We start from the raw sequence: 24,043 nt of genomic DNA, 5'->3' as shown, positions 1-24,043 counted from the left end.
CATATGACAAATTCAGCATCTAGTACGCAAAAAGAATTATTCGGACACCCAATAGGGCTATATGTGCTGTTTTTCACAGAAATGTGGGAACGTTTTTCATACTATGGTATGAGGGCAATTTTGGTATTATATTTAGTTGCACAAACCACTGATAAAAACGCAGGATTAGGTTGGACCAACGGAGAAGCGTTGTCATTATATGGTTGGTACACGATGCTCGTATATGTAGCGTCAATTCCTGGAGGTTGGATTGCTGATAAATTTTTAGGACAAAAAAAATCAGTATTATATGGTGGTATTTTACTGGTTCTCGGACATAGTGTTTTGGCAATTGAGCAAATGTGGGCTTTCTACACAGGATTAGGATTAATTATCGCGGGTGTTGGTTTATTAAAACCCAATATTTCTACCATGGTAGGAAGTTTATATGAACAAGGAGATATCAGAAGAGATAAAGGTTTTACTATTTTTTATATCGGAATTAATGTCGGTGCATTTATATCGGCTTTAGTCGTTGGATATGTTGGAGAAACTTACGGATGGCATTATGGTTTTGGAATTGCAGGTATCGGAATGGCGTTAGGTTTGGTACAGTATATTATAGGTCAAAAACATTTAAATCATGTAGGTAATTTTTTAGGAAGTTCTGAAAACAAAGCAGAACAAGCACTAATGGACAAACCTTTAACTAAAATAGAAAAAGATAGAATTATTGTTTTATTTATTTCCTTTTTATTAGTAATTATCTTCTGGGGAGCTTTTGAACAAGCTGGTGGATTGATGAATATTTATGCCAAAGAAAAAACAAATAGAATGTTAATGGGCTTTGAAGTTCCTGCTTCTTGGTTTCAATCCTTAAATGCGTTATTTATCATCACTTTAGGAACTTTAATTGCTGGTTTTTGGGCGAAAAGAAAACTAAAAGGGAAAACAGCAACATCATTATTTAAAATGATTATTGGACTTATTATTATGGGTGCAGGTTTCTTTTTTATGACAGGTGCTGTTGCTCAATTTAACGAAGAAGGTTCTTCTGCTATGTACTGGTTAGTATTGGCGTACATGCTTCATACTACAGGAGAATTGTGTATTTCTCCAGTAGCATTATCGTTTATCACGAAATTATCACCTACAAAATACGCTTCTATTATGATGGGTGTTTATTTTGCCATGACAGGTTTAGGAAATAAATTAGCAGGATTATTAGGAGAATCTGCAGAAAGCTTAGGTGAAAGTACTATTTTTACTGGAATCGCTGTTTTTTGTATGATTTTCGGTGCTTTAGTATTAGTCTTCCGAAATAAATTAGAAGCCTTAACACACGGTGCTGAAGATAACGAAAGAGCCTTAGAACATTAAATTAATTAACCACGACCAATAAAGAATCGCTTAAATAAAAATTATATAACAAAAGATGAATACAGATATTGAAAATTTATTTGAAGACAAAGTTTTAGGACACCCTGCGGGATTGTTTGTGTTGTTTTTCACGGAAATGTGGGAACGTTTTTCATTTTACGGAATGCGTGTGTTATTGGTAAATTTTTTAACCATGGCTATTGTTGGTGCCGATAATCCAGGATGGGGTTGGTCTGCTGAAAATGCAGGAGCTTTATTTGGTACGTATGCCATGTTATTATATATCACCCCAATTATTGGTGGTGTTGTTGCTGATAAATTAACAGGATATCGAGGAGCTGTTGTTATCGGATCTTTAATTATGACTTTAGGACATGCCGCAATGGCATTTGATACCGAGATTTCATTATACGCAGGATTAGGATTGTTAGTAATTGGAACAGGTTTTTTTAAACCGAATATTACGGCTATCATTTCTGAAATGTATAAGAAAAGCCCCGATAAAAAAGATGGTGCATACACCATTTTTTATATGGGTGTAAATGCAGGAGCATTTTTCGGAATGTTATTATGTGGATATTTAGCTGAAAAAGTAGGTTGGCATTATGGTTTCGGATTAGCAGGAATTTTCATGTTTTTAGGAACTATCCAATTTTGGATGTCAGGAAATTTATTCGGACAAATTGGTGCAAAACCAGTTGCTATTTCTGAAACAGAAGCTCTTGAAATTAATAAAAATCGTTCTGAAGAAGAGCAATTAAATCCTTTTACAAAAATTGATAAAATTTTAATCGCAATTTCAGGAACCTTAGGTTTAGGATATGCCTTAAATGACCCAATTTCAAAAATTGCAGGTTTTGATATGTTTTCAGCTTTAAAAATGGGAAGCCTAGAAGGACAATACATTGCTGTATTAGCAGGATTAGGTGCATTTTTAGTATTAGTAATCAGCAGAATTAGTCGTTACACTAGAGTAATCAGAGACCGAATGATTGCGTTTATTATCTTTGCTTTTTTCACGGTTTTCTTTTGGATGAGTTTTGAACAAGGAGCTTCTTCATTAGTATTATTTGCTAGAGATAATGTCGATAGAGTTTTAACTGGTAATAGTGCATTAATATTCAATACAATAAATGCTTTAATTACTGTAATTCCATTAGCAATAATTACCTATGTATTATTTATCCTTTGGAAAAAGACTTTTAAAAAAATACCAGGTTCAAACATTGTTCTAGTAATCTGTTTTAGCCTTATGTGGGCAATTGCTCTTTGGATGTTAGGTCGTGAATTTTCATCGGATATTTCTGAAATTACCGTATCATGGTTTTCGGTATTAAATTCATTTTTCATCATTGCTTTTGCTTCTTTATTTTCGAAATGGTGGGAAAGTAAATACAATCCATCAGTAACGGGAAAATATGCTTTAGGTTTAGTTATTATGGCATCAGGTTTTGGTTTATTAGCGTATGGTTCTTACGGAATGCAAGAGGGCGTTAAAGTAAGTATGGTTTGGTTGATTTTAGCGTATTTATTACACACTTTAGGAGAACTTTGTTTATCGCCTGTCGGATTGGCATACGTATCAAAATTAGTGCCTGCTCGTATGATTGCTTTTATGTTTGGTATGTGGTATTTGGCCATTGCGATAGGAAATAAAGTAGCAGCGGTTATTGGAGGTGAAATTGAAAATATTGCAGAAGAATATAGTTTATCTACATTTTTCTTAATTTTCACAATTGTTCCAATTATTGCGGCGCTTATTATTTTAGCCTTAAGTCCTGTAATTAAAAAATTAATGCACGGAGTTAAATAATTAATTTACAACAAATTAAGTCAAAATAATTCAAAAACCTATCAATATTAATACAGTATTAATATTGATAGGTTTTTTTTGTAAATTTGGAACACTTATTGAGATACTTTTTTTGAAATTTATCAACCATGAAAAAAACAATTTTAACGACATTATTCGTAATAATCGCATTTATTTCGATAAATGTACAGGCACAAGAAAAAATTAATTGGCTAACTTTTGAACAAGCAATTGCTAAAAATGACAAAAATCCGAAACCTATTTTAGTCGATTTATACACCGATTGGTGTGGTTGGTGCAAAAAAATGGATAAAACAACTTATGAAAATAATAGTATTATAAAATATCTTAATGAGCATTATTACGCTGTAAAAATGGACGGCGAAGGAAAGGATGATATTTTCTTCAACGGTAAAACTTATAAATATATCGAGCAAGGACGCGTTAAGTATCATGAATTAGCCGCCCAAATTATGAAAGGACAAATGAGTTATCCTTCTACTGCTTTTTTTGATGTAGAGAAAAGATTAATTCAAACTGTTCCCGGATATTTAAGCGAGCAACGTTTTGAAAAAATCATAAATTTCTTCACGAAAGACCATTACAAAACCACAGAATGGACAACTTTTGAGAAAGAATTTAAAAGTGCGATGTAAAATTATTATTTTTTGATATAAAACGCTCCGTTTTTTCGAGTACTATGAAACGGAGTTTTTTGTTGACTACAAGTAGCTTCCCACCTATTCACATAGCTTTTATAATTACTTCCGTCAGCAATTATTTGCTTCGGATTTAGTTTTTTTAACAATCGAGTTAAATTAATTTTAGGCGAATTTTGTAAAATTACAATCGGTTTTTTTAACGAAATATCATAAATTCCTAAACTATCAACAAGTAAAATTGTATCCGAATAAAAAGAAAAAATAGCAGGTATTTTTGAGGAAAAATTACTAGTTACGCCTTCATTTATTTGATACGCTTTTATATTTTTTTCTTCAGATATTTCTAAATCTTGAGTATTTATACTCTTTTTAGTTTTTATATTTTTTTGATTCTTATTGTGATTTGTATTGTGAAAAACTTGCAACTTATCGCCATTTCGAATGCCTAATAAAGTACTTTTTCCTTTATGAAAAACAATAAATTCACGTGTTTCTTGTTGCTTTTTTTCATCAAAAATAAAAACAATTTGTAAGGAAATCATCGCAATAAGTACTAAAATAAGCGATTTCATTTTTTTACTGATAATCAGTTGATACGTGAAAACAATAAGGCAATACCAAACCAACATTTGTATAAATGACATCGGGATTTCTTGCCATAAAAATTGTTTTTGCTGGGCAACCCAAGTAACAATTTCATTCATTAATGAAATTATGAATCCATAAAAATCAACAAAAAAAGCTGGTAATATATGTAACAATGCGAATGTAATTGTTAAAATCCCGCCCATCAAAATTGCTCCTAAAAAAGGAATAATTAGTAAATTTGACACAAAAAACAATCCAGGAAATTGATGAAAATAATACAAAATAAGTGGCAAAATTCCTACTTGTGCTGTTATGGAAACGCTTAATAAACTCCAAAATTTACTCAAAAACCACCCTTTCGGATTCCATAAATTAAATAACAACGGTTGTACCCAAATAATTCCAAAAACCGCCAAATAACTCAACTGAAAACCGACATCAAATAAAAATAATGGTTGTATCAACAATAAAAAAAGCATCGAACTTATTAATGAAAATTCAACAACTTTTTTCCTTTTAAAAGAATCGCCAATCGCTACAAAGGTAAACATCGTAACTGCCCGAACCACCGATGCCGATAATCCTGCAATAAAAGCGAACATCCAAAGTAATATAACGAGTAATATTGTTTTAAAAAGTAGCCCGTTTTTAAGGTGTTCGATCGGACTTAAAAAATAATTTAGCATCATTAAAATTATTCCAATATGCAATCCTGAAATCGCTAAAATATGAATCGCTCCCGCATCAGTATAACTTTCGATAAGACTTTTAGAAATATTTTTTCGCTGTCCTAGTAAAAGCGCATTTATTACAGACAATTCATTTTTAGTAAAGTCGTATTTTTTTAAAGATGTTTGAATTTTACGTCTAAAATCGGCAGATAAACCATAAATAGAAACCCTTGCTGTTGGAACTTTTTTATAATTATTTTGATTCAAAAAAACTTGCTGATATACGTGTTTTTTCGCCAAATAATCGGCATAATCAAATTGATGAGGATTTAAAGCAATGTTTATATTTTGAAATTCTGACGCAATAAAAAGACGTTCATCAACCTGTAAAGGCGTTGAAATACTGTCTTTATTGATATTTACTAAAATACTTCCTGTTGTTTTTTTCGTATCAATTTGAATGACCTTTGCAATATATTTATCGGCATAATTTCCCGATTTTAAAACTTTGTGAATTTGCAATATTGCACCCGAATTTTCACTATTTTCACGAAGATGTTCTTGATAATAATTTTTTAAATTTCTTGGATTATCTAAAAAAGTAGTCGAAATTCCAAGAAGTATGAAAAATAAAAAAGTAGTAATTGTATAATAAATTTTACTTGCTATTTTATTTTTAAAAAGCAATAAAACGCCCGTTATTAAAAGCATCAAAATTGCTAAATATATAAAATTATAGTGCCAAATATGCGTGTAATATTGTGTTAAAACTCCAATAATCACACAGATTAAAAAATGAAATGGCAGATAGTTTTTAAGTTTTTTCATAACGTTTGAAAGTTACTTAAAAACAATAATAATTTAGTAATAACTCACAATTAACTACTGACAATTAGCCTTTTATTATCATAAAATTAATAGTTAATTAATCTGTTTTTGATGTTATTATAAATTATATCATAAAAAAAACTCAAGTTTAAAACTTGAGTTTTAGTGTTTTTATTCTAAAAATTTAAAAATAATTCAGTAAAAAAGTAGTACTATTTTTCAACTGTTTTATGTTCCTCTTTTACTTCTTCATCCCTGTACTTACAACAATTATGCAGGCTTTCATAAGCTTCGGAAGTTGCTTTAATTTCTTTAGAATCGTGTCCTGAATTGGCAATATTTTGTTGAATAATTTGTTCGTTTGTTTTTCGTTTATCGACAATTAATTTTAGTTCGTGGGTGTTCACATTCCAATTTGCATATTTCACGCCTTTGCAATTTAAAGCTGCTTTTTCAATTCGATTTTTACACATTTTACAAACGCCGTCAATTTGAATAGAAACTTTAGCATTTTTCTGTTTTTTTTGTGCTGATAAAGAGATACTCATTAATAAAACGGTAATTATTATGGCTATTTTTTTCATGTTTATTTTGGTTTAATTTGGGTTTAATTTTATTATGATTATTTTATTTTAAATCGCAATCCTGCATAAAAATTTCGTCCAAACATCGGTGCGTATATTATGGTACTATCAAAATTTTCTCCAAACGGATTTTCACTTCCAAGAATAGGATTTTTCTGTGTATAATCGGTGATATTCTCTACTCCTGCATAAATTTCAAACTTTTTTGAAAACACTTTGGTAACTTGCGTATTTAATAAATTGTAGCTTTCCGAATATTTTGGCAGTTGATACGCACTCGGATTTGACACTGTATTAGGCAAGCGTTGTTCACCAATCGAGTTATAGGTTAGGTCGAATTTCCACTGTGCATGGTTTTCTTTTTGAAGCGTTTCGTAGGAGATATTGGCAAAAAATCGATGTTTTGCTTGCAATGGTTTCGCTAAATTTCCTGATTTAAAATCGGTGTTTACGTCATAATATTTATACGAAAAACGCGTATTTAAATGCGGTACTATATTTTGATTTATTTCTAACTGAAAACTATTTGCAACGCTTTTTCCATCTAAATTATAAAAGGCTATTTCCTGCGGATTTTCCCAATCAACAACCACTTGATTTTGAAAATCTGTTCGATAAAAATCGAATGTTACATCACCTTTTTTATCAAATAATGTATAGCCTTGTAAAAATGACACGCCATAATTCCATGCAATTTCAGGGTTTAAACCATAGGTATCATTTCCTTTTTTATCAATAATTAATTGCCTTGAAGAACCAAAAAATTGTTGATTTTCTGTAAAAATATTCGCACTTCTTTTTCCTCTTCCTATCGATGCTTTAAAAACACCTTTTTCCCAAGCCGTATATCGAACGTGCAAACGTGGCGTTAAAAAAGTTCCTAATATCGTATGCGTATCCGCTCTTAAACCCGCAGTAATACTTAAATTATCAGCATTATCATACCCATATTCAAAGAAAGCTCCCAAGGATTTTTCATTTCTATTGAAATTTTGAGGCGTGGAAATTTTCACAAACTCATCGTAAGCATCAAAAGTAAAATTGATTCCTGTTTTAAATTTATTACGAGTATCGCTAATAATTGAATTAAAAATAATACTAGAAAATAAACTTTGATGTTCAATATTATAATCCCTTAATCCAAAATAAGAATCTTGATTATGTTTATTATACGCCACTTGAAATCCGATACTTTGAAACGGTAAATCAGGGAAAACATAGCCTACTTTTGCCGAAGTATCAAAGCGTTTTGTTTTAATTTCACTTCCCCAAAAAGTGCTTGAACCTTTATGTATATCAGGATTAAAAGCCACCTGCCCTACTTGTTTTTCATCATCTAAATATCTAAAATTGATAAAACTAATCCAACCTTTTTGGGCATCTGTATATTGCCAACGATTCATGATATTCACTTGTTTTGCCAGTGGATTATCTAAAAAACCATCGTTATTTTTATCAAATTTTTCATTTCTAGAATTTCCGTGGATATAAATTCCTGTTTGCCATTTATCTGTTATTTTTTGGTTGAAATGTGTATTGAGTTCCAGCCTTCCTCCTGCGGATGCGTAGGTATTTAGAAAAAATTTAGCATCGGTTAATGGTTTTACTAATTCGGTATTTATTTGTCCTGAAATACTTTCGAAACCATTAACAACACTCCCCGCTCCTTTAGTTATTTGAATACTTTCGACCCAAGTTCCTGGCGTAAAAGACAATCCAAAAGCCTGTGATGCACCTCGAATAGAAGGAATATTTTCTTGAGTAATTAACAAATATGGACTAGTTAATCCAAGCATTTGAATTTGTTTTGTTCCTGTTAAAGCATCCGAATAATTAACGTCAATTGATGGATTTGTTTCAAAACTTTCTGCCAAATTACAGCAAGCCGCTTTTAATAATTCTTCACTATTAATCGTTACTAAATTTTGAGAATGAAAATATGATTTTTCAATTCCCTTTTTTTTAGAATTAATTGTTACTTCTTCTAACGTGCTATTTTCCGTTAAAAAATGATGTATCGGTTTTAAATTATTAGTAGCATTAATCGTAATTGTATCGGTTTTGAATCCGACAAAACTCACGACTAATTTTTTATATGATTTTTTATACGGAATCGTAAACCAACCTTTTTCGTTAGTGGTAACACCTACACTTGTGTCTAACCAGTGAACGCTTGCGCCGTAAACGCCTAAATTATTTTTTGGATTATGTTCGTTCATAATCATGCCTTTAAATTCATTTTGAGAAAAGACAACAGTAGAAATCAGTATAAAAATACCGAATATATTTATTTTCATGATTTTATAGTATTAAATTCAACAATAATTTGTTACATATTTACTTTTCACCTCATAAAAATGACGTGAAAATTGACGTAAATACTTAATAAAAATTGCTAAATCATATAATAAAAACTTGATGAAGTATTTGAAAGTTTACCTTAAAATCTGGTGGGAAATATTGCTTATAAACAGCCTTTTCTTGCTCAATTTCTTGAAAAAATAATGTATAAAAAGTGTTAAACGCAATAAATAATTTTACGGAATCAAAGCTTATTTTTTGTAAAGAAACTTTTTGAATATTGTCTTGTCCTTCTATTTGAGAAAGTTCATCTTTACAACATTTCTTTTTTTTAAGAACCGTTTCACAAGTATCTTTTACTACTGATGTTCCACAAGTATCTGCTTTGCCGACATAAGAAACAGCTACTAAAAAATCACCACAATAATGTTTTGCCACCGTAAAAGAAAAGGTAGAAAACATCACTAGCAAAGCTAATAATAGGGTCGTTATTTTTGTAAATAGTTGTTTCATTGGAAACAAAGATACGAAAAGATACGAAAAGATACGAAAAATCAGTATTTAAAAGAATTGTTAAAACTATTTTTGTAGCTTACCTTTTACTTAAAAAAATATCAAAATGAGCTTACAGAATTTACAAGAATTAAAAAGTAATATAAATAACATTGCAGAAAACAATCATTCTAAAGAAGAAAAATTACAACAAATCTGTGATTATTTAGCATCCGAAATTTCATATTATGATTGGGTCGGTTTTTATTTTAAAAATGGCGATAAAGACGAATTAAAATTAGCACAATTTAATGGCGAACCTACCGACCATACAATTATTCCTTTCGGAAAAGGAATTTGTGGACAAGTTGCCGTTAGTAATGAAAATTTTGTGGTGCAAGATGTGAAAGAACAAGACAATTATATTTCTTGTGGCTGGAAAGTGAAATCAGAAATTGTAATTCCTATTTTTGTTGATAATCAGAACATCGGTCAAATTGATATCGATTCACATACCGCAAATGTTTTTACAGCAGATGACGAAAATCTATTAGAATACGCCTGTAAAAAAGTAGCGTTATTTATTTCATAACAAATCAAAATAATTATTGTATAAGCTTCACGCTTTTAGTAGCTTTGCGCGCTTAACAACACTGCAACAATGAACAACACAAAAACAATCAAATCTGCCCTAATTTCGGTATTTCATAAAGATGGATTAGCTCCAATTGTACAAAAATTAAACGACCTAGGCGTTACTATTTATTCAACTGGTGGAACAGAAAAATTCATCAAAGAATTAGGTATAAACGTAGTACCTGTGGAAGAAGTTACTTCATATCCTTCTATTTTAGGCGGACGTGTGAAAACATTACATCCAAAAGTATTTGGAGGAATTTTAAATCGTCAAGACCATGAAGGAGATGTTGCCGAAATGAAAGAATACAACATTCCGCAATTAGATTTAGTGATTGTTGATTTATATCCTTTTGAAAAAACAGTAGCTTCTGGAGCTCCTGAACAAGATATTATTGAAAAAGTTGATATCGGTGGAATTTCATTAATTCGTGCAGCAGCTAAAAATTTTAAAGACACAATTATTGTTTCTTCAATGGAACAATATGGTGATTTCTTAAATTTAATTACTGAAACTAACGGAAACACAACAATTTCTGATAGAAAGAAATTAGCAGCAAAAGCATTTAATGTTTCTTCTCATTATGATACAGCAATTTTCAACTATTTTAATGAAGATGAAGTTGTTTACAAAGCAAGTGAAACGACTTCTAAAACATTAAGATATGGTGAAAACCCACATCAAAAAGGCTATTTCTTTGGAGATTTAGACGCAATGTTCGATAAATTACACGGAAAAGAATTAAGTTATAATAATTTATTAGATGTTGATGCTTCGATTAATTTAATGAACGAATTTAAAGGAGAAGCACCAACTTTTGCAATTTTAAAGCATAATAACGCTTGTGGTTTTGCACAAAGAGACACTATTTCTCAGGCATATACCGATGCTTTAGCAGGCGATCCAACCTCAGCTTTTGGAGGTGTTTTAATTTCAAATACTAACATAGATAAAGCAACTGCCGAAGAAATTCATAAATTATTTTGTGAAGTAGTTATCGCTCCTTCTTTTGATGATGATGCTTTAGTTATCTTGAAAGGAAAGAAAAATAGGGTTATTTTAGTTCAAAAAGAAATCGCTTTACCTACACAAACCGTTAGAACAGCTTTAAATGGTGTTTTAATTCAAGATAAAGACATGATTACGGATAAATTAGAAGATTTATCATATCCTACAAATACAAAACCATCAACAGCACAATTAGATGATTTATTATTTGCTTCTAAATTGTGTAAAAATACCAAATCGAATACGATTATCTTAGTAAAAAACAAGCAATTATTAGCGGGTGGAACGGGTCAAACAAGTAGAGTTGACGCTTTAACACAAGCAATCGCGAAAGCAAAAAGTTTCAATTTTGATTTAAACGGAGCCGTGATGGCAAGTGATGCTTTTTTCCCATTTCCTGATTGTGTAGAAATTGCAAAAAACGCAGGAATACAAAGTGTAATTCAGCCAGGAGGTTCTATTAAAGACCAATTAAGTATCGATTACTGTAACAACAACAATGTTTCTATGGTGTTTACAGGAACAAGACATTTTAAACATTAATTTATATTCAATGTAAATTACCCACAGATTTTGATTAGATTTGTGAGATTACATTCAAAATAAGTAAAACACAAGTAAAAACAACGGACTTTATATGGGATTCTTCGATTTTATGACGGAAGATATTGCAGTCGATTTAGGTACTGCAAACACACTTATAATCCACAATGGAAAAGTTGTCATTGACAACCCGTCTATTGTTGCACGTAACCGATTGACAGGTAAAATTATTGCCACTGGTCATGAAGCTAGCAGAATGCAAGGGAAGACTCATGAAAATATAAAAACAATTCGTCCGTTAAAAGATGGCGTAATTGCAGATTTTCAGGCATCTGAAGAAATGATTAAAGAATTTGTTAAACAAATTCCTGCCATCAAAAAGAAATTTTTTCCACCATCATTGCGAATGGTTATTTGTATTCCCTCAGGAATTACGGAAGTTGAAAAACGTGCCGTTATTGATTCTGGACGTCATATGAATGCCAAGGAAATTTATTTAATTTTCGAGCCAATGGCAGCAGCAATCGGAGTTGGTATTGATATTATGGAACCAAAAGGAAACATGATTATTGATATCGGTGGAGGAACTACTGAAATTGCAGTAATCGCACTTGCAGGCATTGTTTGCGACCAATCTGTAAAAGTTGCTGGAGATTTATTTACCAGTGATATTATGTATTATATGCGTACGCAACACAATTTACATGTAGGGGAAACTACGGCTGAAAGAATCAAAATACAAATAGGTTCTGCAACCGAAGATTTAGAAAGTCCGCCTGAAGATATGATGGTGCAAGGACGTGATTTATTAAGCGGAAAGCCGAAACAAGTACAGGTTTCTTACAGAGAAATTGCCAAAGCATTGGATAAATCAATCTTACGTATCGAAGATGCTGTAATGGAAACATTGTCTAAAACACCACCTGAATTAGCTGCCGATATTTATAATAGCGGTATTTATTTAGCTGGTGGAGGTTCTATGCTTCGAGGATTAGACAAGCGTTTATCTCGTAAAACAGATTTACCAGTATACGTCGCCGAAGACCCATTACGTGCCGTAGTACGTGGAACAGGAATTGCCTTAAAAAACCTTGAAAAATACAAATCTGTATTAATCAAATAAATTTTGAATGATTATTTATGCAACAGCTTCTTTATTTCCTTCAGAGGTATAAGAATTTCTTATTTTTTCTATTTCTAGAAATTATTGCTGTTGCATTAATGATTAACAATCATTCTTTTCACAGGAGTAAATTTATTAGTTCTACCAATTATATTACAGGTGGTTTTTATCAACAATCCGCCAATATTTTTGAATATCTACATTTAAAAAGTAATAATAAAATACTTTCTGAAGAAAATACCCGTTTAAAAAATAAAATAGCCTCCCTATACAGTACTCTAAATATCGCTGATACAGCAATGATATCTCTTAATGCTGATATGAAGACCAATATTGATTCTTTAAAAAATAAGCAACAATTTACTTATATCAATGGTAAAATTATTAACAATTCTTACAATAAAGCTAATAATTTTATAACGATTAATAAAGGAACAAATGATGGAATTACGACTGAAATGGCGGTTATCAATAGTAAAGGAATTATTGGAATTACAGATAATACAAGCGGTAAATATGCGCGAGTTCAATCTATTTTAAATGCCAAAAGTAGTATTAACGCAAGCTTTAAAAACAATAATTATTACGGTACCTTAAAATGGAATGGACAAAATTATAATACCGTTCAATTAACAGATATTCCTCGGCAAGCAATTTTTAAAGTTGGAGATACGATTATTACTGGTGGAAAATCGACCATTTTTCCAAAAGGAGTTCCCGTGGGAACTGTTCGTGAAATTCCTGATAAATTAGCCGTTTCTTACACAATTGATATTACCTTATTTAATGATATGGCTAATTTAGAACATATCTATATCGTTACAAATCTTGATAAAAAAGAAATCAAAAACCTAGAAAATATTCACAAATAAATACTAATAAATGAATAAAACCATCTACCTCTTATTTTTATTTGTTTTTTTATTGCTGCTACAGGTTCTTGTGCTAAATAATGTGTTATTTTTAGGATACATTAATCCGTATGTATACATTATTTTTGTTTTCTTATACCCTTTAAATACCAATAGAATTCCGTTTTTAAGCATCTCTTTTTTATTAGGTTTATGTGTTGATGCTTTTTCAAATTCTGGCGGAATACATGCTTTTTCAATATTATTTATCGCCTATATAAGACTTTGGTTTATTAAAGCAATTTTCAAAAAAAATGAAGGCGATTATTTATTATTCGACTTAAAATTGGAATCCTTTGGAAAAGTTTTTAATTATACCGTAATTTTAACAGGTATTCATCACTTTATTTTGTTTAGTTTGATTAATTTTAGCTTTTACAATATCTCTAAAGTACTTTTAAACACACTTTATTCAAGTATCTTTACGTTGATTTTGTATTTTTTAGGAAGTTTTATCTTTAGAAAAAAACTGAAATAAAACTTTAAAAATTAATTATCAAACAAAAAACAGCCTTTTTTATTAAATTTAAGTGACTAAATAGATAAAACAAGGTCAAATACTACATGAAACGAAGCTTTTTATTACTCTTTTTAATTACCCTTGTTGGATTAATTTATATTGGTCGATTATTTCAATTACAAATTATTCGTGGAGCAAATCCTAATCCAATACAGAGTTCTGCCATTAAAATTGAATATGATTATCCTGAACGTGGATATGTATACGACAGAAACAATAAACTACTAGTTGCCAATCAATTATCGTACGATGTGATGATAATTCCTAAAAATGTAACGCCGCTCGATACCTTAGAATTTTGTAAGCTGTTAAAAATCGATAAAAAAAGTTTTAAAAAACGCTATAAAAAAGCTGAAAATTTTGCACGCTGGTTGCCATCTGTATTTTTGAAACAATTGGCGAAAGAAGATTTTGCGTATCTGCAAGAAAAACTACCAAAATACAAAGGTTTTTATATTCAAAAGCGGATTATTAGAGAATATCCTATTAAAATTGGGGCTAATATTCTAGGATTTATTGCTGAGGTAAATGAACAAAAAGCAAAAACAAATAATTATTACGAACAAGGAGAGTTAATAGGAAAACTTGGCGTTGAAAAACAATATGAAACCGTACTTCGAGGTGTTAAAGGTCGGAAATTTTTCAAAAGAAATAATCTAAATAAAATTACAGGTTCTTATAAAGATGGAAAATATGATACCCTTGCCGTTACAGGAAAAGATCTAACATTAACTATTGATAGTGAACTTCAAGCATACGGAGAATTATTAATGACAGGAAAAAGAGGTGGTATTGTAGCTATCGAACCGAAAACTGGTGAAATATTGGCACTTGTAACCGCTCCTTCTTACGATCCAAATTTATTAGTAGGAAGAAAACGCTCGCCAAATTCTGTCAAATTATTTAACGATACCGTTAATATGCCCACTTTTGATAGAGGATTACAAGCCATGTATCCGCCTGGTTCCCCCTTTAAAATACTCAACGGTTTAATCGGGTTACAGGAAGAAGTTATTGATGAAAATTTTGGTGTGTATTGCCACCACGGATACCGATATGGTTCAGGTAAAAGCCAATTTATGGGATGTCATTGTGGTATCACAGGAAGACCGATTCACTTAAAAACAGCCATTGCAAAATCGTGTAACAGTTATTTTGCAACCATCTATAAGAAAATTATTGATAAATCGGGCGATCCAAAAGAAGGAATGGACACTTGGAACAAACATGTGGAAAGTTTTGGCTTAGGAAATTTTTTAGGATATGATTTACCCGTTGGAAGAAAAGGTATGGTTCCTAATGCTGAATTTTATAATAAATGGTATAAAAACAGATGGCGATCTACCTATACAATTTCAAATGCGATTGGACAAGGAGAAATATTAACCACGCCAATGCAATTAGCCAATATGACCGCCGCTATTGCGAATAAAGGCTATTTTCATACACCTCATATCGTTAAAAAAATTAATAATAAAGCAATTATAGATACCACATATACTATCAAAAGAAATACGACTATAGACCCAAAACATTTTCCAATTGCCATTGAAGCAATGCACGAAGTGTTCACCAAAGGAACTGCTAGAAGATATCAAGTAAAAGATATTGAAATTTGTGGAAAAACAGGAACTTCTGAGAATAAAACCAAAATGGTGGATGGTAAAAAAGTACAAGCAAAAGACCATTCAATATTTATTGCTTTTGCCCCAAAAGATGATCCAAAAATAGCCATCGCAATTTTTGTTGAAAATGGTGGATATGGTTCTACAATAGCAGGTCCAGTAACTAGTTTATTAATTGAAAAATACTTAAGAGGTTCAATTACCAATAAACATCTCGAACAACGCATGATTAACATGAGTCTTCAAAAAGAATACGATAAATTAATTAAAAAGAACGATACCCTTGCGACAGGAACGAAATAATATTTTTGAAGGCATCGACTGGTTACTTGTGCTACTATACGTAGTGCTTGTAGGCTTCGGATGGATGAATATTTATGCCTCATCATCAACAGAAGATAGTAGAGCTATTTTTGATTTTTCAACAAAATACGGCAAACAATTTATTTTTATAGGACTCAGTATTCCATTAATAATTCTGATTCTATTTTTTAATTCAAAATTTTATGAACGATTTGCCAGCGTATTATACGTGCTTTCTTTAGTGTTATTGGTAGGGGTTTTTATCTTCGGAAAAAAAATTAACGGCGCAACTTCTTGGTATAATTTTGGAGGCATCGGCTTACAACCTTCCGAGTTTTCAAAAGCATTTACAGCCCTAGCGCTTGCCAAATTAATTAGTGATAGAAAGTATAATTTTAAGTTACTTAAAAATCAATTAAAAGCTTTTGTACTTATCTTTTTACCTGCTTTTTTTATTGCGTTACAACCTGATATGGGATCTGTTTTAATTTATTTTTCATTCTTTTTTGTTTTAAATAGAGAAGGATTAACCTTAAATTATATTGTTTTTGGAACTGTTTCAATTATTTTATTTATTCTGACAATCTATTTTGGTGCAAATTGGATTCTTTTTAGTTGTTTATTTCTGATAACTTTAGGAGTTTTTTACGGACTTTATAAAGATAAACGCTTTTTTCGATTCAATACATTAAAAGTTATATCGTTATATTTATTTACGACTTTATTTATTTACGGTATCGGTTATACGTATGAAAACGTGTTAGAACCGCATCAAAAAGATAGATTTGACATTCTTTTAGGGAAAACAACCGACCTTAAAAATAAAGGATATAACACGTATCAATCTGAATTAACGATTAGTTCTGGAGGTTTTCTAGGCAAAGGTTTTTTACAAGGCGATAGAACACAAGGGAAATTTGTTCCAGAGCAAGAAACTGATTATATTTATAGTACCGTTGGCGAAGAATGGGGTTTTTTAGGCAGTACTTTTGTTATTATTTTGTTTATGTTTTTACTATATCGAATTATTTATTTAGCTGAAAATCAAACTAATAAATTTGGAAGAATATATGGTTATGGCATTGCTTCTATTATCTTTTTTCATATTGTTGTAAATATTGGAATGGTTATCGGTTTATTACCAACTATTGGAATTCCACTACCATTTTTTAGCTACGGAGGCTCGTCTTTATGGGGATTTACGGTACTTTTATTTATTTTTATTCGCTTAGATGCGCATAAAAAATATGATTTTTAAAGTCTTTTGAAGTTTTTCTGATAATTTAGAATCTTAAAAAATAAAAAGACACTTTTAATGATTAAAAACAAAAAACTCCTTACAATTTGTAAGGAGTTTTAGATAAAAATAGTAGCGGGAACTGGACTCGAACCAGTGACCTTCGGGTTATGAGCCCGACGAGCTACCTACTGCTCTATCCCGCGATTTGAATGGCAAAGATACACTTTTTTATCAAAAAAACATCAAAATATCATTATTATTATATTTTAAATTATTAAGGTTAAAATTAATCTTAATAATTTGTTATCTTTTTGTATAAAATTGACTGAAATTCATGTATGTAGAAAGAGAACTTCTAAAGAATTAACATCAAAAATAAAAATCTATTTAAAATTTAACCCAACATTTTGTTTAACTTAAAGCTGAAATAGTTAAACATTTACTATCTTTATCCGAAAAATTGTCTAGGCTTATCTATCGATAACTTATGACAACGATAAATACTACAAAAAATGTTCGGAATATTTAAAAGCAAAACACCCAAAGAAAAACTTCAAATTCAGTATGAAAAATTACTCAAAGAAGCGCACAGCTTATCAACAACAAATAGAAAAATGAGCGACCAAAAAAGTTTTGAAGCAAACGAAATTCTTAAAAAAATTGAAGAACTGAGCTAAACCATTTCAATAAAATGACAGAAGATAAAAAACCAGATAACGTAGTTTTTAATACAACTACTCAAAAATATGACGCTTCACTAAAACCTTACGCAACCTCTGTAGGTGCACCCGTTATTACAACAACCGATACAATTGCTTGGAAAAATAGAAGTATCAATAAAATAAATCATAAAGTAGCTACTAAATATTTAGAACTAAAAGCCGAATATGATAAAATGATGCAAGATTTTGAATATAATAAAATCATTTTTGAAGCAAAATTTACTTTTGAGCCAATTATTGGACAAATATACCATCTTTATAAAAGAGAAAATGGAGAGTCTTTTCTTTCGATAATAGCTCCTGAAGAATGTGACTTTAACTCATTAGGAAGCTTTTATTTAAATGTTGATCAAATTTGGGAAAAAATAATCTAAAATAAAAAACTCCTTACAATTTGTAAGGAGTTTTAGGTAAAATAGTAGCGGGAACTGGACTCGAACCAGTGACCTTCGGGTTATGAGCCCGACGAGCTACCTACTGCTCTATCCCGCGATTTCGAGTGCAAAGATACGTTCTTTTATACTAGCTAACCTAATAAAATTAACTTTTAAATAAAAAATTTCTTAACTACTACAATAACAGTACTATAAAAAAATTAATTTTTAATTTAAACAGCTTATCTTTGCCCTATGACACATAAAGCAGGATTTGTAAACATCATCGGAAACCCAAATGTTGGGAAATCAACCTTAATGAACGCATTAGTTGGTGAAAAATTATCAATAATTACCGCTAAAGCACAAACCACCAGACACCGTATTTTAGGAATCGTAAATGATGAAAATCATCAAGTTATTTTTTCCGATACTCCTGGAATTATAAAACCCGCTTATGAACTACAAAATTCAATGATGGATTTTGTAAAATCAGCTTTTGATGATGCCGATGTACTGATTTATATGGTCGAAGTTGGTGAGAAAGAACTCAAAAATGAAGCTTTTTTTAAGCGAATTATTCATAGTGAAATTCCTGTGATTTTATTATTAAATAAAATTGACAAATCATCACAAGATGAAGTAGAAGAAAAAATTGAGTACTGGAAAAATAAAGTGCCAAATGCTTTTGTATATGTAATTTCAGCTTTAGAGAAATTTAATGTGGATTCCGTTTTTACTAAAATTATAGAATTACTTCCTCAAGCGCCCGCTTTTTATCCGAAAGATCAATTAACCGACAAACCTGAACGCTTTTTTGTCAATGAAAAAATTCGTGAAAAAATATTAACACACTATAAAAAAGAAATTCCATATGCTATTGAAGTGGAAACTGAAGAGTTTTTCGAAGAAGAAAATATTATAAAAATCCGTGCCGTAATTATGGTAGAACGCGATACCCAAAAAGGAATTATTATCGGACATAAAGGAATGGCGATAAAACGTGTAGGAACAGAAGCGCGTAAAGATTTAGAAATCTTTTTTGATAAAAAAGTGTTTTTAGAATTATACGTAAAAGTCAATAAAAATTGGCGTTCCAACGACCGACAATTAAAACGTTTCGGTTACAAAGATTAAAAATATATTTAAATTTTAATCAAAAAAAAATTTATAATATCAAAAGAATACGCCAAGGAGTTAAAAAATCCTTGGCATCATTTTTTGACACCATATTTTTTCAGATGAAATTTAAACAAGCGCTTAATTTATTTTAATTAATAAATCTTGTGTAAACTCTTTTAATTCATCCATTTGCTTTTTCCCGATAGACTTCCCCATTGCGCCTACAAGATATAGCAATACCCAAACAATTGGCAAAACAACCAACATCACAATAGGAAATATCGACCCGTTTTTTAACGACCAATTACTATACGCCATCACGCTAGAAATTAAAAAAGCCGATGCAACCACAAAATGTATGAACATAAAAAAAGTCCAAATTTGTGGTTTTGGACCAAATAATCCTTTTATTTTTGACCTTGTTTTTGTCAATTCCGCTACTTCTAATGATAATTGTGGCGACCAAAGATGCGCATCTTTTATCGGAACATCTATAATTATATGAGCATCTATAATTGCCATTTTATAACGTTTATCATCTAATAAATGCGCTTTTATATTATTTAATAAATCCTGTGAATTCATCTCAAAATCAAACTGAAATCTTGGTTTTAAAAAAATTTGATTGTATAATTTATCATTCATAATATATAAGAGCGTTTAAAAGTAATTGTGCCACAATGTACTAAAAATACGATACTCTTTAAAATTCCATCAAAACTTAATTCCCTAAGTTGTATCTTTGCACAAATTTTAGTATAAATGAGTAGTATTGTAGCCATTGTTGGAAGACCAAATGTAGGTAAATCCACGTTATTTAACCGTTTAGTGCAACGCCGTGAAGCTATTGTTGATTCTGTAAGTGGAGTTACAAGAGATAGACACTACGGGAAATCAGAATGGAACGGAAAGGAATTTTCGGTAATTGATACTGGTGGATATGTTGTCGGTTCTGATGATATTTTTGAAGAAGAAATACGCAAACAAGTACAATTAGCCATTGAAGAAGCTGACATCATTATTTTTGTTGTTGATGTGGAACAAGGAATTACACCGATGGATGCTGAAGTTGCCAAAATTTTACGCCAAGTTAAAAAGCCTATTATTATGGCTGTTAACAAGGTAGATAATGCAATGCGTGATGCAGATGCCGTTGAATTCTATAACCTTGGTTTAGGAGGATATCACACTATTTCTTCAATAAATGGTAGTGGAACAGGTGAATTATTAGATGCCGTTGCTGAAGAAATTCCTGTTGAAGAAGAAGAAGAAGAAAATGAACTTCCTCGTTTTGCTATTGTAGGACGTCCAAATGCTGGAAAATCGTCGTTTATCAACGCTTTAATCGGTGAAGATAGAAATATTGTAACCAATATTGCAGGTACAACACGTGATTCTATTGATACAAAATACAATCGTTTTGGTTTTGAATTTAACTTAGTAGATACTGCTGGGATTCGTAAAAAATCAAAAGTAAAAGAAGATTTAGAATTTTATTCTGTAATGCGTGCCGTTCGTGCAATCGAACATTGTGATGTTGCCGTTTTAGTAGTCGATGCAACTCGTGATTTTGAAGGACAAGATGAAAAAATATTTTGGCTTGCTGAAAAAAATAAAAAAGGTATCGTTATTTTAGTAAACAAATGGGATTTGGTCGAAAAAGAAACCAATACCATGCGTGATTTTGAAGCACAAATCCGAAGAAAAATTGCCCCTTTTACTGATGTGCCTATCGTATTTACATCCGTTTTAACAAAACAACGTATTTTTAAAGCCATCGAAACTGCCGTAGAAGTTTTTGAAAATAGAAAACGCCGTATTCAAACAAGTAAATTGAATGAAACGATGTTAGAAATTTTAGAACAAAATCCGCCACCTGCAATTAAAGGAAAGTATATCAAAATTAAATACTGTATGCAGTTACCTACTTACACGCCACAATTTGCGTTTTTCGCCAATTTACCGCAGTATGTAAGAGATCCGTACAGACGTTATTTAGAAAATCAATTACGTCAACATTATAATTTTAATGGCGTACCAATTATTATTTATTTCAGACAGAAATAAACAACGACAATTCTTTTAAAAGAACTTGTTAAACATTTGGCACAGACACACAATATATAGGGCAGACACACAGGTCTGCCCATACGTTGTCTGGATTTTCGTAAATTTGTAATAGATTAATCATCATTTTATGAAAATTAGAAAATTAAACGCCTTTAAAAATCCTGAATTACCACTACAACTACATATTAGTTTTCAGAAAATATATAATATGCTTAAGCAGTATGCCAGTGATACTGCCAAAAAACACCCTTTTAATGCCTCGGCAACTATCATTTTAAAAGAAGTTGCTAAATATCCTGAACTTATTAATGGTTTTTCTGATGTTTCATTATTAAAAAAACACGAAGCGATTATCGATGTTTTACTAGAAACATTATTTCCAGAAATGCTTACCTTAAATGAAATTAAAGTAGCCACAATTCCTTTTTCATTTACCTCTTTTAAATTTACAAAAAGACTCGAAGATATTCTTAAAAATGCAGGAGATGAATATCAATTTAAAGTGCGAGATTTTGAAAATGATAAAATGTACATCATGGCATGTACTTTTATTTTAAATACTGTTTATCAATATAATATCGATTTAAAACGTCCATTTTTTTTTGATATTCCTGATAAAACATTAAATATTATAAAACATTATCGGGTGGCTTTTAATGCCGATTTCATGGAAATTATACCCACTGAAAATGCACCAAAAATCACTAAAGAAGACATTAAAATTCTCTTAAATAATTATGAAGATATCGCTATTTGGAAAGAAAAATTTCCGACAAACAGCTATATTTTTAAAGGATTTGGAATCATGAATTTGTTTGATGTTACTAGTGATGAAAATATTTCATCTATAAGAACCACCTTGCTTGAAAAAGATAACGGAACAATTATCGAAAAACTACGCAAAGATTTAAGTGAATTTTATAATATTAAAGATTTAAAAGTAGGATTTTCTATTTTTGATACCGCTACACTTTCGTTACAAACCACACGTATTAAAAAATCAGAAAGTCTTCTTTTTCCTAATAATGAAAAAAAAATAGCCTGTAATAGTTTTTTTTGTAATCATGTAATTTCTCAAGTTTTTGAAAAACAAGAAATTATAGCCATATCTGATACGGAAAATTATGGAAGAGCCTCTGAATATAATGAATTTTCAAAAAGATTAAAAAATCAAAATATTGGTAGTATTTTATTGATTCCCATCAAAGCAAGTAGCAATAATGATTTAGCTTTATTAGAAATCGCATCACCAAGAGCCTATGAGTTAAATTCGGTAAATCAACAAAAATTAAAAGATATTATTCCTGTTTTTAAAGCCGCTATAAATCGTTCATCCGAAGAATATTTAAACGTCCTAGAAGCAACCATACAAGAACATTATACTGCCCTACATCCTACTGTAAAATGGAAATTTTATGAAGCAGCAGAACAATATCAAGCAGGAATTTATAGCAAAAAAGAAAACTTAAAAATTGAACAAATAATCTTTAAAAATGTATATCCGTTATACGGACAATCGGACATAAAAGGTTCCTCTTTCGCTAGAAATGAAGCCATTAAAGAAGATTTAATAACACAACTTAACATGGCTATTTATGTACTTAAAAAAGCCTATATATTAGAGAAATTACCCATTTATAAAGAACTGATGTTTCGTGTGGAAGTATATTTAAACAACGTTATCAACGGCTTAAAAACAGGCGATGAAATTGGAATTTTAGATTTTTTAAAACGAGAGATTTATCCTGTTTTTAAACACATCAAAAGCAATAACAACAGCTTGGAAACTACCGTAAATACGTACATGAATCGAATTGATAGTAATTTGCATGTCGTCTATGAAAAACGAAAAGCATACGAGCAAAGTGTTACTTTTTTAAATGATAAATTAGCCAAATTTATTGATGCGAAACAAGAAGATGCACAAGCAATGTTTCCGCATTATTTTGAGCGTTATAAAACCGATGGCGTCGAATATAATATGTATATCGGGCAGTCTTTAACCAAAGATAAAACCTTTGATGAAGTCTATTTGTACAATCTTCGGTTATGGCAATTACAAACAATGTGCGAGATGGAAAATGTAGCTAATATTGCTAGAAAATCGATGGAACACGACCTACAAGTGGCATCGTTAATTTTGGTGCATAGTACGCCCTTATCCATAAAATTTAGAATGGATGAAAAACAATTCGACGTAGATGGCGCATACAATATTCGCTATGAAATCATCAAAAAAAGAATTGATAAAGTACATCTCAAAAACACCAAAAAACGCCTTACCATTCCTGGGAAAATTGCCATTGTATATTCGCAAGATAAAGAAGCTAAAGAATATTTAAAATATATTAATTACTTGCAATCTAAAAAATTAGTAGGCAACGTAGAAACCCTTGAATTAGAAGACTTACAAGGCGTTTCTGGTTTAAAAGCGTTACGTGTTACGGTCATTTATCAAGATGATTTTAACAGTGAAAAAACCATCACGATGGATGAATTAACCAAGCAGTTTAAATCCTAAAAACAAATAATTCATAATTTTATAAA

20 protein-coding genes and 2 tRNA genes are annotated in these 24,043 nt (G+C 30.6%); 15 read left to right on the top strand and 7 right to left on the bottom strand.

Annotation, left to right across the window (positions count from 1 at the left end; all coding sequences use genetic code 11):
• Window positions 1-3: 3 nt before the first annotated feature.
• From L0U77_RS07795 to L0U77_RS07785, 3 genes are all read left to right on the top strand, one after another.
• Window positions 4-1,359: a peptide MFS transporter gene (locus L0U77_RS07795; protein ID WP_233884459.1), complete on the top strand. Its 1,356-nt coding sequence runs from the start codon at window positions 4-6 to the stop codon at window positions 1,357-1,359.
• 55 nt (window positions 1,360-1,414) lie between these two features.
• Entirely contained in the window at window positions 1,415-3,172 is a 1,758-nt protein-coding gene (locus L0U77_RS07790; protein ID WP_233900980.1) for a peptide MFS transporter, read from the top strand.
• A gap of 128 nt (window positions 3,173-3,300) precedes the next feature.
• Complete coding sequence (locus tag L0U77_RS07785; RefSeq protein WP_101917679.1) at window positions 3,301-3,828, top strand: thioredoxin family protein; 528 nt, start codon at window positions 3,301-3,303, stop codon at window positions 3,826-3,828.
• Between the two features lie 5 nt (window positions 3,829-3,833).
• On the opposite strand, the gene L0U77_RS07780 is transcribed toward L0U77_RS07785, so the two are convergent.
• The 4 genes from L0U77_RS07780 to L0U77_RS07765 all read right to left on the bottom strand — a co-directional run bounded on the left by L0U77_RS07780 (window position 3,834) and on the right by L0U77_RS07765 (window position 9,319).
• Window positions 3,834-5,921 (bottom strand): ComEC/Rec2 family competence protein, encoded by a 2,088-nt coding sequence (locus L0U77_RS07780; RefSeq protein WP_233900979.1) that lies wholly within the window; start codon window positions 5,919-5,921, stop codon window positions 3,834-3,836.
• A gap of 212 nt (window positions 5,922-6,133) precedes the next feature.
• Entirely contained in the window at window positions 6,134-6,505 is a 372-nt protein-coding gene (locus L0U77_RS07775; RefSeq protein WP_233900221.1) for a heavy-metal-associated domain-containing protein, read from the bottom strand.
• 38 nt (window positions 6,506-6,543) lie between these two features.
• Window positions 6,544-8,802: a TonB-dependent receptor gene (locus L0U77_RS07770; protein ID WP_233900978.1), complete on the bottom strand. Its 2,259-nt coding sequence runs from the start codon at window positions 8,800-8,802 to the stop codon at window positions 6,544-6,546.
• Window positions 8,803-8,905: 103 nt separating this feature from the next.
• Window positions 8,906-9,319 (bottom strand): HYC_CC_PP family protein, encoded by a 414-nt coding sequence (locus L0U77_RS07765; RefSeq protein ID WP_233898567.1) that lies wholly within the window; start codon window positions 9,317-9,319, stop codon window positions 8,906-8,908.
• A 106-nt stretch (window positions 9,320-9,425) separates the two neighbouring features.
• Between L0U77_RS07765 and L0U77_RS07760 the strand changes: the two genes are divergently transcribed.
• The 7 genes from L0U77_RS07760 (at window position 9,426) to rodA (ending at window position 17,226) form a co-directional block, all read left to right on the top strand.
• Window positions 9,426-9,890, top strand: a complete 465-nt coding sequence (locus L0U77_RS07760; protein ID WP_233900977.1) for a GAF domain-containing protein — start codon at window positions 9,426-9,428, stop codon at window positions 9,888-9,890.
• A 69-nt stretch (window positions 9,891-9,959) separates the two neighbouring features.
• On the top strand, window positions 9,960-11,486 hold the full coding sequence (gene purH / locus L0U77_RS07755; RefSeq protein WP_233897858.1) for a bifunctional phosphoribosylaminoimidazolecarboxamide formyltransferase/IMP cyclohydrolase: 1,527 nt from the start codon (window positions 9,960-9,962) through the stop codon (window positions 11,484-11,486).
• Window positions 11,487-11,580: 94 nt separating this feature from the next.
• A complete protein-coding gene (locus L0U77_RS07750; RefSeq protein WP_101917686.1) occupies window positions 11,581-12,609 on the top strand; it encodes a rod shape-determining protein in 1,029 nt (342 codons plus the stop codon).
• A 17-nt stretch (window positions 12,610-12,626) separates the two neighbouring features.
• Complete coding sequence (gene mreC / locus L0U77_RS07745; RefSeq protein ID WP_233900976.1) at window positions 12,627-13,481, top strand: rod shape-determining protein MreC; 855 nt, start codon at window positions 12,627-12,629, stop codon at window positions 13,479-13,481.
• A gap of 10 nt (window positions 13,482-13,491) precedes the next feature.
• Window positions 13,492-13,998 (top strand): rod shape-determining protein MreD, encoded by a 507-nt coding sequence (gene mreD / locus L0U77_RS07740; protein WP_233900975.1) that lies wholly within the window; start codon window positions 13,492-13,494, stop codon window positions 13,996-13,998.
• Between the two features lie 86 nt (window positions 13,999-14,084).
• Window positions 14,085-15,968, top strand: coding sequence for a penicillin-binding protein 2 (mrdA, locus tag L0U77_RS07735; protein WP_233897859.1), 1,884 nt, complete (start codon window positions 14,085-14,087; stop codon window positions 15,966-15,968).
• On the top strand, window positions 15,949-17,226 hold the full coding sequence (gene rodA / locus L0U77_RS07730; RefSeq protein ID WP_101917693.1) for a rod shape-determining protein RodA: 1,278 nt from the start codon (window positions 15,949-15,951) through the stop codon (window positions 17,224-17,226). Before mrdA ends, rodA begins: the two co-directional genes overlap by 20 nt.
• Window positions 17,227-17,338: 112 nt before the next feature.
• On the opposite strand, the gene L0U77_RS07725 is transcribed toward rodA, so the two are convergent.
• A tRNA-Met gene (locus L0U77_RS07725) sits at window positions 17,339-17,411 on the bottom strand.
• A gap of 309 nt (window positions 17,412-17,720) precedes the next feature.
• On the opposite strand from L0U77_RS07725, the gene L0U77_RS07720 reads away from it, so the two are divergent.
• Together L0U77_RS07720 and L0U77_RS07715 are read left to right on the top strand one after the other, a co-directional pair.
• Window positions 17,721-17,885, top strand: a complete 165-nt coding sequence (locus L0U77_RS07720) for a Lacal_2735 family protein (protein ID WP_145993225.1) — start codon at window positions 17,721-17,723, stop codon at window positions 17,883-17,885.
• A 14-nt stretch (window positions 17,886-17,899) separates the two neighbouring features.
• Window positions 17,900-18,304, top strand: coding sequence for a DUF2452 domain-containing protein (locus L0U77_RS07715; RefSeq protein ID WP_233884471.1), 405 nt, complete (start codon window positions 17,900-17,902; stop codon window positions 18,302-18,304).
• Window positions 18,305-18,349: 45 nt separating this feature from the next.
• Here L0U77_RS07715 and L0U77_RS07710 read toward each other — a convergent pair.
• A tRNA-Met gene (locus tag L0U77_RS07710) sits at window positions 18,350-18,422 on the bottom strand.
• A gap of 137 nt (window positions 18,423-18,559) precedes the next feature.
• Here L0U77_RS07710 and era point away from each other — a divergent pair.
• A complete protein-coding gene (gene era / locus L0U77_RS07705) occupies window positions 18,560-19,441 on the top strand; it encodes a GTPase Era (protein ID WP_101917696.1) in 882 nt (293 codons plus the stop codon).
• A gap of 123 nt (window positions 19,442-19,564) precedes the next feature.
• Here era and L0U77_RS07700 read toward each other — a convergent pair whose 3' ends face one another.
• The gene (locus L0U77_RS07700) at window positions 19,565-20,071 is read right to left on the bottom strand and encodes a GTP-binding protein (RefSeq protein ID WP_101917698.1); all 507 of its coding nucleotides are present in this window, start codon (window positions 20,069-20,071) and stop codon (window positions 19,565-19,567) included.
• 117 nt (window positions 20,072-20,188) lie between these two features.
• Here L0U77_RS07700 and der point away from each other — a divergent pair, with 117 nt between their 5' ends.
• Entirely contained in the window at window positions 20,189-21,493 is a 1,305-nt protein-coding gene (gene der, locus L0U77_RS07695) for a ribosome biogenesis GTPase Der (RefSeq protein WP_233897860.1), read from the top strand.
• A 130-nt stretch (window positions 21,494-21,623) separates the two neighbouring features.
• Window positions 21,624-24,017 (top strand): GAF domain-containing protein, encoded by a 2,394-nt coding sequence (locus tag L0U77_RS07690; RefSeq protein ID WP_233900974.1) that lies wholly within the window; start codon window positions 21,624-21,626, stop codon window positions 24,015-24,017.
• The last annotated feature ends 26 nt before the right edge of the window (window positions 24,018-24,043 follow it).

The organism is Tenacibaculum piscium (assembly GCF_021390715.1).
Taxonomy (GTDB): domain Bacteria; phylum Bacteroidota; class Bacteroidia; order Flavobacteriales; family Flavobacteriaceae; genus Polaribacter; species Polaribacter piscius.
The sequence above is the reverse complement of the archived record's forward strand: the minus strand, read 5'-3'. Positions and strand labels throughout refer to the sequence as shown.

Coding starts and splice junctions, on each gene's coding strand:
- der (WP_233897860.1), top strand. CDS start 20,189: ATGAGTAGTATTGTAGCCATTGTTGGAAGACCAAATGTAGGTAAATCC.
- mreC (WP_233900976.1), top strand. CDS start 12,627: ATGCAACAGCTTCTTTATTTCCTTCAGAGGTATAAGAATTTCTTATTT.
- L0U77_RS07760 (WP_233900977.1), top strand. CDS start 9,426: ATGAGCTTACAGAATTTACAAGAATTAAAAAGTAATATAAATAACATT.
- purH (WP_233897858.1), top strand. CDS start 9,960: ATGAACAACACAAAAACAATCAAATCTGCCCTAATTTCGGTATTTCAT.
- L0U77_RS07750 (WP_101917686.1), top strand. CDS start 11,581: ATGGGATTCTTCGATTTTATGACGGAAGATATTGCAGTCGATTTAGGT.
- L0U77_RS07770 (WP_233900978.1), bottom strand. CDS start 8,802: ATGAAAATAAATATATTCGGTATTTTTATACTGATTTCTACTGTTGTC.
- L0U77_RS07775 (WP_233900221.1), bottom strand. CDS start 6,505: ATGAAAAAAATAGCCATAATAATTACCGTTTTATTAATGAGTATCTCT.
- L0U77_RS07700 (WP_101917698.1), bottom strand. CDS start 20,071: ATGAATGATAAATTATACAATCAAATTTTTTTAAAACCAAGATTTCAG.
- era (WP_101917696.1), top strand. CDS start 18,560: ATGACACATAAAGCAGGATTTGTAAACATCATCGGAAACCCAAATGTT.
- L0U77_RS07690 (WP_233900974.1), top strand. CDS start 21,624: ATGAAAATTAGAAAATTAAACGCCTTTAAAAATCCTGAATTACCACTA.
- L0U77_RS07715 (WP_233884471.1), top strand. CDS start 17,900: ATGACAGAAGATAAAAAACCAGATAACGTAGTTTTTAATACAACTACT.
- L0U77_RS07720 (WP_145993225.1), top strand. CDS start 17,721: ATGTTCGGAATATTTAAAAGCAAAACACCCAAAGAAAAACTTCAAATT.
- L0U77_RS07795 (WP_233884459.1), top strand. CDS start 4: ATGACAAATTCAGCATCTAGTACGCAAAAAGAATTATTCGGACACCCA.
- L0U77_RS07780 (WP_233900979.1), bottom strand. CDS start 5,921: ATGAAAAAACTTAAAAACTATCTGCCATTTCATTTTTTAATCTGTGTG.
- mrdA (WP_233897859.1), top strand. CDS start 14,085: ATGAAACGAAGCTTTTTATTACTCTTTTTAATTACCCTTGTTGGATTA.
- L0U77_RS07790 (WP_233900980.1), top strand. CDS start 1,415: ATGAATACAGATATTGAAAATTTATTTGAAGACAAAGTTTTAGGACAC.
- mreD (WP_233900975.1), top strand. CDS start 13,492: ATGAATAAAACCATCTACCTCTTATTTTTATTTGTTTTTTTATTGCTG.
- L0U77_RS07785 (WP_101917679.1), top strand. CDS start 3,301: ATGAAAAAAACAATTTTAACGACATTATTCGTAATAATCGCATTTATT.
- L0U77_RS07765 (WP_233898567.1), bottom strand. CDS start 9,319: ATGAAACAACTATTTACAAAAATAACGACCCTATTATTAGCTTTGCTA.